We start from the raw sequence: 13,061 nt of genomic DNA, 5'->3' as shown, positions 1-13,061 counted from the left end.
TATTATTTGTTATTTATGTTTATTGATTTTATATTCAGCGTTCTTCCGTCCTCAGACATTGGAATTACAATCTCTCCCGCTTTTATTTTTTCAATAATCTTATCTTTTCCAGGTACATTGTTTTCAAAACCTATGATTTCCCAGTTGTTATCAACTTTAGGATTTAACTCTCCCTTCAGTTCCTCTTGAACATATCTTACAATTAAATCTCTTATTCTTCCACCGTCTTGTAGCTCCTCGTAAGAATCATAGTATTTATCCTCAGAATTTGCAAGCCCTAAATTCAGTAGACTTCCAAATCTATAGTTATTCACAGCCACTTTATATGTTTTTTTCGGATCGATGGGTTGACCATTTATCGTTGCATCAACAATTCTCTCTCCAGCAGGTTTAGATATATCCACCTTGTAGTTTACACCGTCGAACATATCATAGTTATATCCTCTAACCTTTGGATTGAATGATACTGTTACATCTCCAGGCTGAGCTTGGTTGTAATAGTTCATAGACCACTCCATATATTTAAGAAGGTTCTCTCCAGTCAGGTTAACACCCATAAGAGTATTTGTATATTTATATATAAATGCAACATCTTTCTTTTTAAAATCTCCTGCATTTAGGTTTGAATCAAAGTTGAATACCGCAGCCGCTGACACATCTGATTTTGCATAGTGGTTTTGAACCTCATTTATAAGCTCTATGATAGCGTTATCTTGTAATTGAGATGTAGGCATTGTTGTAACTTTGTCTTGACCAGTTATGTAGTCAGCTTTTTCTATAAATTTTCCATTTACTTTTCCAACTATTTTATTGGCATCCGCTCTTGATTCCTCATGAACATTTTTAAATTTCTCTAAAATTGTAGTATCGGCTTGAACATCTTTAGTCTCTAAGTTTTTAGCTACAACCTCTTTAACTTCCCATTTTCCATCTTTTTTAGCCATTTTGATTTCACCATTTGAAACTCCCCAACCATAAGCTCCCGCCTCAAGAACTGTCGCTCCATTCACATCAGTAACATATCTTGCATGCTCATGTCCAGCAAAGATTAAGTCAAACTGAGGATAAGCTTGTGCTAAATCAAACACACCAGTTTTCCCATACTCATCTTTTCTTGCCAAATGGAAAGCTCCAACTAAAACATCATATTTTCCCTCTAATTCATCTAAAGTTTCTTTTACAGCAGTCATAGGATCTTCGAATGTAAGCCCTTTAAAGTGCTCAGGAGCAGACGCTTCCCACATAGGTACATGAGGTGGTATTCCTCCCACTAGAGCCACTTTAACACCCTCTACATCATATATTTGATATGGTAATACAAACTTTGAACCATCATCTTCATTTTCAATATTCACAGAGATAACCGACCCGTTAAAGTTTTTTACATTTCTTAATAAAAACTCCTTTTCAAAGTTAAACTCATGATTTCCTAAAACCCATGCATCATATCCCATTGTATTCATAGCTTCAACCATTGGATGAGTCTCTAAATTGTTGAATAGCTCAGCACTGTTATCTTGAACAGTATCTCCAACATCAACTAAAATTAGATTTGGATTTTTTTCTTTCAACGCTTTTACAATAGTATAAGTTTTAGCATATCCTGCACTTTTATCCTCAGAGTCTATTCCATACTCATATGGGTATATTCTTCCATGTACATCTGATGTCGCAGCAAACGATACCGTTACCTCATCGGCACCCGCTTCTCCCTTTTTAATAACTTTTTTCTCCATATTAAGTTTATTTTCTTTAAACTCTTTAACCTCGGTATTTGTTGCTGTTTTAGGTGTTTCCTCTTTCTTTCCACAACCTATCAAAGCCATAGACAGAAGAGTTCCTAAAACAAAAAATTTAGTTGTTCTCATTTGTTTCCTCCCACTCTTTTTTTATTAATAATATTGAAACAACTGCCGTTACTGGAACAGTTGCTATTATACCTATACTTCCAGCCAAAGCATTCACAATCTCAATAGCTATAGCCGGTATATTTATAAACTGTTGATAGACCATACCATATCCCCAAATCATCATCATTAAAGGGAGTGATCCCCCTGCAAAAGCAAGTATCAACGTGTTTATCATCGTTCCCACAATATCCCTTCCTATAACCATAGCTGAATGAAACAGCTCTTTTGAAGAAAGATTTGGTTTGTGCTGGTGTATCTCGTTCACCGATGAAGATATTGACATCGCCACATCCATTACGGCTCCTAAAGATGCTATTAAAATTGAAACAAATAATAGCCCCTCTATTTTAAGTTTAAAATCTTTTGTTATGTAGAGAAGTTGCTGTCCCTCTGAAAGATTTAATCCACTCAAACTCATGACATGCCCAAATCCATACGATATCAATCCTGCGATTGTTATCCCACAAATCGTACCTATAATTGCTGAATATGTTTTTCTATCAAATCCTCCGATCAAAAGAAAACTCACAACAATTATCAAAGATGAGAGAAATACCGATGTAGATATTGGATCTACCCCTTTAAAAAGCAGCGGTATCAATATATAGATTATGACTGATCCTGTAAATACAAGTGCTAAAAGAGATTTTAATCCCTTCATTTTACCCAGTACAAGTACAGCAGTTATAAAGATAGCCGCTAAAAAATAGATAGCTCCATCTCTTTTAAGATTATATAACCACACTGTTGTTTTTCCTTGGGTTTCCCGAACTGTAAATATCGCTTTTAAGCCCTTGTTTGCATATACATTGTGAAGGGCACTCAAAGAGTTTTGAACTTTAAAAATCTCTCCTTTTCTCTTCCCTTCGAGTATCTCTACATTCAAAGTTTGATTTCCTCTATATTTACCTTCCATAATAGGATCATGCATTAAATCTTCAGAAATGACCTCTTTTACAATCCCTTTAACAAATTCTTGTGAAAAAACTTGTCCACCTTTCAAATTTTTTGTCAATTTAGGCGAGTATATAGCCATCAATACAATCGACAAAACTACTATTATTGGTAATATTATCCTCTTCATTCTTCAACCTCTTGTTCTATTTATAATCATTAACCTCATAAATTATATCATTTTTTTCAAAAAAAATCTTTTTTTATTTGACTATTCTAAACAATTTTTGTATAATACTCAATGTAACTTATTATCAATTTTTTAGAGAGGTGTAACTATGCCAGAAAAAGCAATAAAAAATCTACTCAAAGGTAAAAGTATTGATGAACTATTGGATTTAATAATTTTGGGATTAAACTCAGAAGACATGAACAACAAAACTATTATTGAATCATTTAAACATAAAAACGAACTTACAGAAACTGCGTAAAAACTCTTGTTATTCAAGAGTTTTTTTATTTTCTTCCAATTTACTCTTGATTATTTTGCTTTTATGGGCTATATAATTATTATGATAACTTCAAATACGGAGGAAAATAATGGATTATAAGATAATAAAAAAATCAAATCAAAAAGAACGTTATTGGTCTGGTGGAATCTCGAAAGAGCTATATATATATCCAGATGGCTCTACTGTTGACAGTCCTTTTAATTTCAGGGTTTCAACAGCCACAATCAATCCCGGAGAGTATAAGTTTTCTGATTTTAAAGGTTACAAAAGATTACTCGTTCTACTTTCTGGAAATGTAAAACTCGATATCGATGGTCGAGATTATTTTCTAGACCCATTCTCACACATCTTTTTTTCTGGTGATAGCTATACAAAAAGCACATGCGATACAGCATGTATCGATTTCAATTTGATCTACAAAGAAAATATTGATCTCCTAGATTTTCAAATTATTGACTACCGAACTTTTTATGGTGAGCCACTCTCTAATAAAGCAATCAACATCTATTATAATTTAAATAAAATTAAACACTTAACTGTCAATAAAAATGAATACACTTTAGAACCTGGCGATACTCTTATAGCTTGTGGAAATAACTTCCATATCGAAGGGGATGGGAAAGGTATTTTACTTTCACTTCTTATTAAAGAGTAAAATTTAAAGAATAAAATGAAAAAAGTTAACTGACATAATTTTATCAGTTAACTTTTTTCATTTTCATATTGTCAAACACATCTCCAACATTCATTCTAAATCTGACAAAAACTCCTTGATTCAGTTCTCCAGATGGATCAAAATCCTTATCTTTAAACCCAACAAAATTATATCCTAACGATAGCCACAAATTTGATTCAAAAACATAGCCCACTTCAACTCCAACCCCGTAATCAATGTTTTGCTTATTATCAAATGTACTCGCTAAACTTATTCCCGTGGTCCAATTTTTATATACATCATAACTCAACGTCCCCGCAATCAGATAAGCTGTATAGTCGCTACTTATCTCTTCGTATGTTGTTTCAACATTTTTTATAGCCAATGTGAGTGTTCCGTCTACACATCTATTGAATTGATAGTTATGGGAGCTTCTAACTAAATTTGTAAGCTGTTTATAGTTGTCATCTATTATATTTTTAGAGTAGTTCAACTCATATTTATTCAAAGAGTTATACCTGTCATTTTCTGCATCTCTATATGCCAGTCCTAAAATTAATCTGTCCTCTTGCTCCAAATCTCCCTCTGTATAATATCTATTTTTACCTATAAAAGAGAGACTTTCGTTTATTTTTTTTCCATATCCCATTTTATTTAAAAATGAACTGGTCTCTCCAAATTCAAATTCAAAATCTCCTCTAGTTTTACTTGTATCATCTATTAAATAATCATATCCAAAAGTTACCGAGTTTTCTGCCTTTCTTTTTTCATCTCCCTCAGTTTTGGTGTATGACACTGGGTCTGTCCTTTCAAAAGTTCCATATAGACTAAGATTTTCAGTTATTTCAAACTCTCTTTTCAAACCTGTTCCAACCTCCGGTTTTACCCCTTCATCCTCATTTACTTCTCTATATTCCGTAAAAACCTCACTTCCTAAATATTTTTTAGTTTTAACTCCTACCAATGTTCTGTTGCTGTCATCCTCTGGGTCTAGGTAGTATTCGTCCGAAAGTTCCGATATCAACTCCTGCCTGAAATAAAGAGTTGTTCCATCATTCACCTCATAATCTATCCCCGCCGCAACTCTTTTTTTATCGCTCAATAACACATCTTGTTCATACTCTAAAAACGTAGTAAACCCAGGATATTCTACAGGCTCCCATGCAATTTTTGCTCCTATGGTATTTATCTCTCCTTGGTCTAAGGTATCACTTTTAAAATAATGTTTTGCTCCGACCTCATACACAAAATTAGATTTTTTTTCAAACTCAACTCCTAAATACACATCCTTTTTTTCATAGCTTCCAGCTTCCAAATTTTCTTTCAAAAATTCACTTTTGAATTTTAATAGATTGTTATTTTTTAATCTGTATTCCCCCTCTATCTCAAGCCCATCTATGCCACTTTGAACATCTGCATCAGGATTGTAATAGCTGTCGTCTGATTTTTCATAGATAACTTTTATTTTACTTTTATCTTTTTCATATTTGTAATAAAAAGATTTAGCTTCACCGATTCCCTCTTCAAAATCATCTGTTTTAGATACCTCCAATATAGCTAAATGGTCTTCATTTTCGTATAGAAGTGCCACTCCCTGCATCTCATATTTTTCTAGTTTATCGTCATCCTTCACATAACTTCCACCTAAATAGACATTTTTATTTATATTATATCTACCAACAACTCCATAGACTGGTTTTGCATCTCCACTTTGTTCTTCCACTTCGTAGTTAACTCTTATAAATACTGGATTAAACTCCAAATCCATCCCCATTATGGGTTCTGTGAAATATATTCTCCCCAAGTCATAGTCAATCGTATAATCTTGACCATTGACCATGCTCAATTCTGAGATTACAATTTTTGTACCTCGGTTGTAAGTGACTAATTTTATCTCTTCACTTCCATCTATAATATCTCTATTTGAAAGTGTGTATGGTCCTGATACTCCCCTTCCTTGAAGCTCATCAACTACTTTTGTACTATTGGCCTTAGCATAGAACGTATTTATATTTATTTTTTCTTTTGAAAGTTCTGAAGAAAACCCTGTTAAAGCTCTTGAATACTGATTTAGCCTAGTCCTGTTATCAAATAGTTCCGAAGTTTTTAAATCCCCATACATAACGTATGACTTGTCCTTTTCTATTTTTATATATAAATCCTCTCTAGATTCACCAGTATGTCCTTTAATTGAATTATCTCCATATATCGGATAATAATCCTCTGGGTCTTTATATGAGAAAAATTTTTCTTTTTCTTTGGCGCTATCATAAGTCAAAGTTAAAAAATAATCTTCCATTAAATTTCCTGTTGCAAATACTGCTCCTCTGTAATAAAGTTTATCGTTGAAAATATTACTTATATCTTTTTCAAAAAAGAAATTCTCTTCATTTTTACCTTTAAAATTAACTCTTCCTTCTATTATTCCATTTACAAATGTTGGGATTGCTTCTCCTTTTATTTCAAATACAAACTCCTCTTCTAAACCTTCAACTGCTACTTTAAATGCCACCTTTTTTTTCCCCGGTTTTGGTCTAAACAGCACCTCTTTATAACTATCTTTAGGTATTTTCACTCTTATTTCTTCCGCATTTTTTCCATTTTCACCATTTATCCATTCCCCTTTATCTTTATCCATTAACACTACCCTTGCATTCAAGTCGTGTTCTATCTCTATTCCATTACTATCTGTTCCCTTCAATATAAATTTCACAACTTCATTTGTACTTTCACTTTTTTTTATTTCAAATACAATTCTTTCTAACTCCCCACGAACTAATACCACTTTTTCTATCCTATTTCTTTCTACTCCAAATTGATCATAATAACTTGCTCTTACCTTATTTTTTCCTGTCTCTAACATCACTGCAGCATACTCTAAAAAAAATAGAGAATTTATAGCTGATGTCGCTCTTATTCCTATGTGCTCGACTCCAACCATTTTATCATTTATAAAAAGTTCAATTCTTCCACCAGATGGACTCTTTATTTGAAATGTCATGTGATTTAAAACAACGTCTCCATTCTGTATATTTATAATATCCAACTCATTATTTAAGTTCTCAATCTTCTCTGACAATTCATCTGTATTCAAAATTTTCATTTTTTTTCTTAAATCTATTTCTACATTTTCTTTATTCTTTTCTAATTTTTCTTTATTTTCTATATTTACACTACCTTTTACGAAATCTACTATTTCATGATTATCTATAATACCATTTTCACCGAGCTCTTTTCTTTCCGGTTTAGATATTTGCTTAAAATTTAACTCCTTGCTATCCACTTGATAAAAAATTTCATTTACTCTCTCCTCTAGAATTTTTTTTCTTTCTTGAATTATAGAAATTGTTTTATCCTTATCTCCTAAAATTATGTATGCAAAATTACCTTTGTTAAGTTGTGATTTTTTTAAATCAATAAATTGAGACTCTCCATTTTCCGAATGTCTATTTGTTAATTTTACACCTCTTAACTTTAAAGGTACACTTCCCCTATCAACTTTTGCTATGTGTGTTGTTGCGTCTTCTCCATATATACTATATTTTCCATCAGAATCTGTGATTGCAAAATCTCCATTTTCTAAAAATACTTTAACCCCTGGAATTGAAATATCTTTTTTAGAATCATATCTTTTATCTTCATCAATATCTATAAAAACTCTACCTATAATAATTCCTTTTTCTGAAAAATTCTCTCCATCTATTTCTATCTCTGCTGAAGCTAAATTCGATTCTATCACTCTATTTATTTCATTGTCTGCGTATGCTATAGCTCTATTTATATTTTTACCCAATTTTGTATTCACATTTACTCTTATCATATACTCAATTGATAACTCTTTCTCAGTAAATTTTTCAGATAAAAAATCTATATCTAAAGAAAACATATTCTTTTCAAAATATTTTATCTCCCCTATATCTCCTTTTGAAACTTTTATACTTTTTTCTAACAACTCAAAGCCTTTAGGGAGAGTATCTTTCAATATTATTTTTCTAAACATCTCATCTCTTGTTGTTTTTACAGTGAGCTCGTATTTTACTATATCCCCAACGCGAGCAATCTTTTGTACTGATTTTTTCTCTAATAATATTTTATTTTGAGACTCCATAACAATTTTATTTTTTATACTTCCGTAACTCATATCTCCCACTAACATCGATAAAGTAAAATCTTCCGATTCAATGTTCTCATTTTTTTTAATCCCTGTTCCTAAAACATCTAGAATAGTATCCCCGTATATCTCAACCTCATCAGAATAAAAACACTTGTCAATATTGTTCCAATGAAATAAAAATTTTTCTTCCCCCATTGTTCCAACAAATGTTTCTACCATCATATCTTTTCCTAAAATCATTTTAAATATCGCTTTTTCTTTTAATAAATTTATAAAACTTATGTCTGCTGTTGTCTTTATTTGATTTTTAAAATCCAAATACTGAGTTTCTTCATTGTCTTTGTCAGCTATAAATGTCAACTTATTTTCTATAATAAGTTTATTTATTATCTCTCCAATACTTTTCTCTTTATTAAAAGCCTCTAAAGAAAAATTCCCACTCTCTATATTTGGTGTATTTTTTATATTTTCTCCTACCGAAATGACCTTATATTTTTTACCACCATCCAACTCTATATCTTTTGTTCTATTTGATTTTATAGACTCTTTTTCTAGCTCTACATATTCCGATTCTCCCTCCTGTATAAAAAACCGTATATTTTCTGGATAAAACGATGAATACATATTTTTTTTAAAATATATTATCTCTTTTCCTGTTTGAGTTAAATCAAGCTCTCCTATCACATATATTTTGTTTTTTTCATCTAAATATTGTTCTTTTTTGTTCTCACCATGTTCTACAAATTTTATTTTACTATTCAATCTATATGTAATAACTTCATTACTTGATTTTTCTATATTTTCTGATTTTAAATAAGCTATATTCCTAACTACTTCACAGTATATATTTTTATGAAATAAAAAAAGAAGCAATATAAAAATAAAAAATTTTACTTTTTTCATATTGCCCCTCCTCTTATTCTTAACTTTTACTAATTTTTAAAATTCTATAAAGAGAGGGTTTAAACCCCTCTCTCTTTTATTGTGCTGGTACAGTTGGAATACTATCTACTTTAACTTGGAAATATAATGTTGCTGTTTCGCCCGGTCTTAAAACTCCAACCTGTGCTACTATGTCACCTCTATTTCCATTTCCTGGTTGTACTTCTGCCGCTTTAAACGCTCCCTGTGTTCCCTGTGCACTTGTTATTACATAGGATGCTTTATTTACTATTCCCTCTCCTAACGTATCTCCTGATATTTGTGTTGTATAGTATGGAACCGTATCTCTTATAACCACATTTTTAGCATCCACTTGTCCATCATTTTTAACATCTATTCGATAGAATATATTTTTACCTGGATCAGTTTTTTGTGGTTCAGATGTATATTTACCTGTTAGTTCTAATTTTTGTTTTTTAGTTATAGTTAAATCCTCAGCCAAAATTGTTGTTTTGTCTGTGGCAACTGTTACACTTGCCTCAAGCGGATATGTTCCTATTGTCACTTCTGGGCTAATTGTTGTAGTGTTTACTTGTCCTGCCGGTGTTCCAACTTCAGATGAAACTCTAGCGAATATTTTTACCTCTTGCCCTGGAACTAATCCACCTATTGTTGCGAAATCTCTAAATGGAGTATCAATACCTATATCAAATATTCCATTTCCATTTGTGTCCATAAATATTTCTGTTGCCCATTGAGAGTAAGCTTCTCTTGCTACAATATTTACCTCACTGGCTCTTCCATCCCCTTCCAATACATTTCCATTATTTCTAACTGTATGCGTGTATATAACTTGTCCTCCTGCATAAGTTGAACCTGTATTGTTAGGTGTTATAGATATATCTCTTACAGCACTTACTGTAATTGAATCATACTTAATATCTTTTGATCCTGTTATTACAGATGTCACTCTAAAATACAGCGGTACTGTTTTCGCTGTCGTATTAAGGGCTATATCAACCTTTACATTTATTCTCTCACTATTATTTGGTAGGATAGGAGATGTTGATGTAACTTCAGCTCCTCCACCAGATATAAATTTAACACTTACTCCTGCTGGTATTGTTTGATCCGAAAAATCTGCTCTTGTGCTTACATCCAATCTGTATGTATCAGTTATATATGAACTTGTATTATTTACATGAAGTATAAAGTTTCCACTTTCACCTGGTCTCAAAGCAATTTGAGTAACTGGTGATTGCTCAGGTCCTACTCCTTGTCCCGGTGCATTTTTATTTTCACTCAAAGACTGATTATTTGTCAAATCTACAGTTGCTGCTCTAAGTGTATTTAAAGTATCTAAAGCATTTACATTATAAGTTGGTGTATGCACACTTGTAGCTATTTTTTTAACTGTATAGTTTGATTGAATATTGGTTATATTTGTTGGTAGTTGAGCATATAGTACAACATTTACAGTTTCGTTTATACCCACCACTCCTGTATCATATATTAAATCTCCATTATTATCTAAAACTGGTCTCTCTTGTCCTCCTGGTGTCTGTAAAGCTAATCTAAAAGTAGTTCCCACTGGGAAAAACTTATCTGATATTGATAAGTTATATACTTCCGCTGCATTTGCTATGTTTTTAAATACATTCACAAATCTTAACTCTTCTCCAGCTTGACCAGACAGTATTGTATCTCCAGAAAACTGTGCTCTAACATACTTTAAAATAGAGTAATTTACTTTGTTTGAAGTTCCTTCTATATACTCTCCCGTAGCATCAAACGTTTTAAATTTATATGTCGCTTCATTAGGAAGAGTTGCCACAGCTTCTCCCTCTTTTACCATCACTTTAAATGATAGAACTCCACCTGTTGATGCTATCGTCGTATTTCCAGATACATTTGGTAATTTTAATGTTATTTTATCGCTTCCACTTTCAGAAGCTCTTTTAACCACATTATATTCAACTCCATTTACAGCTCCATTATCATCTGCAATTGCCACTGAAGTGTTCGATCCAAAATCTTGCCATTTAGCACTGTTATCTATATAGTTAAACTTAGTGTTTAAACTGTCTGTTACTTCAGCAACTTTTGCTTCAGTTGGAGATTCATTGTACATTTTTAAATAAATTGTAACTTCTCTAGCTATATCAGATGCCCCTTGAGAAGAACTCAGTGCTTTATATACATTTAAATTTGCTGTTGTTATGATTGTAATTTTTTCACTTGCTTCATCTGTTTTGCTACTGTCACCTTTACTCGTTGCTGTTAACTTTCCTGATATTATTCCTGTATCACCAGATTTTGTGTTAACCTTAACTATAATTCCTACACCTTTCCACGGGTCTACCTCTGGTATATTTGCCTCACCTTGTGCGTTGATTTCTAAAGGATTTTCTCCCGGATCTAGAACCGCATTGTTATTGACATCCAAATACATAACTACATCTCTAGTAGGTCCGTAGTCATGTTTTATCGTGAAAGAATCTACTCCATTACCATAGTTTGTCAATGTATGGTTAAAATATACATCTTTTCCTGCTACGGCTTGAACCTCTCTATTTGGCTCTAACTGTACTGCATAAGCTTGGTTAATTGTTGTTATAACAATATTTGACTGCAACATCTTTGCTTGACCACCAAGAGTTTGATAGGTCAAAGTAGCTTGGTTTCCAATATCGGTATTAGCAAATGGTATGCTACTCGCTCCAGCAGCTGTATTGAATGTAAACGCTCCTAAAACTGCTGAAGTGAACAAAAGGGATTTTATCTTACTTTTAATTTTTTTCTTCTCCATATTTCATCTCCTTTTAAGTATTATTCTCTATTAAAAACTCACCTCCAGATTTTTATTCAATCCTTTACTCTAAAATCTAATTTGCCCCCTCACCTCCATTTAATTTAACCTCTACTTTAAACTCTAATTTTTCCCCCGGTTTAAGTTCCTCTACATTCCAACCCACACTTTTATAATCAGATAATGGCACAGGTTTTCCATCAACTTCTATGGGGTACTTATAAAAATCTCTTCCGTTTACACTCACTAAATAATTACTTGGTTTGCCTGTATCTGGAATCAATGATGTTCCACTAGGCACTGGTATTGTTGGATTAAGATTTTTTATAACCTCCTGCTCTTCATTATCTATCATAAAGGTATATTCTAAAATATCCCCAGGCGAAACATTTTTGGCTTCAACTCTCTCTATTTTTCCATCTCCAGATTTTGAAATTTTCATGCTCTTCAACTGGGTTTTAACCTCTCCTAGAACTACAGAACCAATCAATATAAACATCAGTAATATTTTCTTCATAATCTACTCCTCCTAATTTTTTTTTAATAATAAATCTAAATCTTCATACGCTTTATTTAAAGAATCTATCTCGTCAATCATACTCTTAGAGTTTTCTGAAATTGCTCCCAATATAAACTCCTCGTTTAGTTTGTCGTTTAAATATATTATTTTATTTCTTTTAAACGATACTACTGTTTGAAATTCACTGTTCCCTTCCTCTCTCAAAACAAGGTCTTTGCCTTTTCTCTCCCCGTCAAAAATCATAAATGCAGCAAATTTTTTACTCGTTTTATTTTGTGGAAATGAAACTTCAACTGTCTCTTCTAAAGGTTTTTCCAAAATAAATTTACTGTCAAAACTTTCTGTTTTACCTATCCAAAGTGCTGATTTTTCTATTATTTTTTTAAATTGATTGTAATCGATTATAAGATTGTCCACTAAGATTTGTTTTTCGTTTGTCTGTAAGTTGATTAAAATTGCGATACTCAAAACTAAATTGTTTTCTATTGTCTCGTATAAAATGGGAATTACTAACTCTTTACCTGTAATAAATGTTTTTGTTGTGGCCTCATTTGACCCCATGAATTGATAATTAAACCTCTCTCCATTCGCATAGATTTGATTCAATCGTTGAGATAAATTTGTGATTTGATAACTCATATTCTTTTCCACTTTTGTCTGCCTGCCATCAATTGGCGGTGAGTTTTGATTTTTATAACTTCCTTTCTCACATCCTAAAATTAAAACTAATAACAATGGCAATATCTTCTTATTCATATACCCCCT

At 32.1% G+C, this 13,061-nt stretch carries 8 protein-coding genes; 2 read left to right on the top strand and 6 right to left on the bottom strand.

From position 1 onward, the window contains the following. Window positions 1-2 precede the first annotated feature (2 nt). A complete protein-coding gene (locus tag Q0V67_RS05105) occupies window positions 3-1,868 on the bottom strand; it encodes a 5'-nucleotidase C-terminal domain-containing protein (protein ID WP_297597678.1) in 1,866 nt (621 codons plus the stop codon). Further along, window positions 1,855-2,994, bottom strand: a complete 1,140-nt coding sequence (locus tag Q0V67_RS05100) for a YibE/F family protein (RefSeq protein WP_297597676.1) — start codon at window positions 2,992-2,994, stop codon at window positions 1,855-1,857. Before Q0V67_RS05100 ends, Q0V67_RS05105 begins: the two co-directional genes overlap by 14 nt. A 148-nt stretch (window positions 2,995-3,142) precedes the next feature. On the opposite strand from Q0V67_RS05100, the gene Q0V67_RS05095 reads away from it, so the two are divergent. Both Q0V67_RS05095 and Q0V67_RS05090 read left to right on the top strand, forming a co-directional pair. Beyond that, window positions 3,143-3,295 carry a hypothetical protein gene (locus tag Q0V67_RS05095; protein WP_297597674.1) on the top strand — a complete coding sequence of 51 codons (153 nt, stop codon included), beginning with the start codon at window positions 3,143-3,145 and terminating at the stop codon, window positions 3,293-3,295. A 109-nt stretch (window positions 3,296-3,404) separates the two neighbouring features. Further along, on the top strand, window positions 3,405-3,971 hold the full coding sequence (locus Q0V67_RS05090; RefSeq protein ID WP_297597672.1) for a HutD family protein: 567 nt from the start codon (window positions 3,405-3,407) through the stop codon (window positions 3,969-3,971). 43 nt (window positions 3,972-4,014) lie between these two features. Here the strand turns inward: Q0V67_RS05090 and Q0V67_RS05085 are convergent, their stop codons facing one another. The 4 genes from Q0V67_RS05085 to Q0V67_RS05070 all read right to left on the bottom strand — a co-directional run bounded on the left by Q0V67_RS05085 (window position 4,015) and on the right by Q0V67_RS05070 (window position 13,052). After that, window positions 4,015-8,988, bottom strand: coding sequence for a hypothetical protein (locus Q0V67_RS05085; protein WP_297597670.1), 4,974 nt, complete (start codon window positions 8,986-8,988; stop codon window positions 4,015-4,017). A 76-nt stretch (window positions 8,989-9,064) separates the two neighbouring features. Beyond that, window positions 9,065-11,776 carry a hypothetical protein gene (locus Q0V67_RS05080; RefSeq protein ID WP_297597669.1) on the bottom strand — a complete coding sequence of 904 codons (2,712 nt, stop codon included), beginning with the start codon at window positions 11,774-11,776 and terminating at the stop codon, window positions 9,065-9,067. A 76-nt stretch (window positions 11,777-11,852) separates the two neighbouring features. Next, window positions 11,853-12,293, bottom strand: coding sequence for a hypothetical protein (locus tag Q0V67_RS05075; RefSeq protein ID WP_297597668.1), 441 nt, complete (start codon window positions 12,291-12,293; stop codon window positions 11,853-11,855). A 12-nt stretch (window positions 12,294-12,305) separates the two neighbouring features. Then, entirely contained in the window at window positions 12,306-13,052 is a 747-nt protein-coding gene (locus Q0V67_RS05070) for a hypothetical protein (RefSeq protein WP_297597667.1), read from the bottom strand. Between the last annotated feature and the right edge of the window lie 9 nt (window positions 13,053-13,061).

The organism is uncultured Cetobacterium sp. (assembly GCF_947072685.1).
Lineage (GTDB): Bacteria > Fusobacteriota > Fusobacteriia > Fusobacteriales > Fusobacteriaceae > Cetobacterium_A.
The sequence above is the reverse complement of the archived record's forward strand: the minus strand, read 5'-3'. Positions and strand labels throughout refer to the sequence as shown.

Coding starts and splice junctions, on each gene's coding strand:
- Q0V67_RS05105 (WP_297597678.1), bottom strand. CDS start 1,868: ATGAGAACAACTAAATTTTTTGTTTTAGGAACTCTTCTGTCTATGGCT.
- Q0V67_RS05100 (WP_297597676.1), bottom strand. CDS start 2,994: ATGAAGAGGATAATATTACCAATAATAGTAGTTTTGTCGATTGTATTG.
- Q0V67_RS05095 (WP_297597674.1), top strand. CDS start 3,143: ATGCCAGAAAAAGCAATAAAAAATCTACTCAAAGGTAAAAGTATTGAT.
- Q0V67_RS05090 (WP_297597672.1), top strand. CDS start 3,405: ATGGATTATAAGATAATAAAAAAATCAAATCAAAAAGAACGTTATTGG.
- Q0V67_RS05085 (WP_297597670.1), bottom strand. CDS start 8,988: ATGAAAAAAGTAAAATTTTTTATTTTTATATTGCTTCTTTTTTTATTT.
- Q0V67_RS05080 (WP_297597669.1), bottom strand. CDS start 11,776: ATGGAGAAGAAAAAAATTAAAAGTAAGATAAAATCCCTTTTGTTCACT.
- Q0V67_RS05075 (WP_297597668.1), bottom strand. CDS start 12,293: ATGAAGAAAATATTACTGATGTTTATATTGATTGGTTCTGTAGTTCTA.
- Q0V67_RS05070 (WP_297597667.1), bottom strand. CDS start 13,052: ATGAATAAGAAGATATTGCCATTGTTATTAGTTTTAATTTTAGGATGT.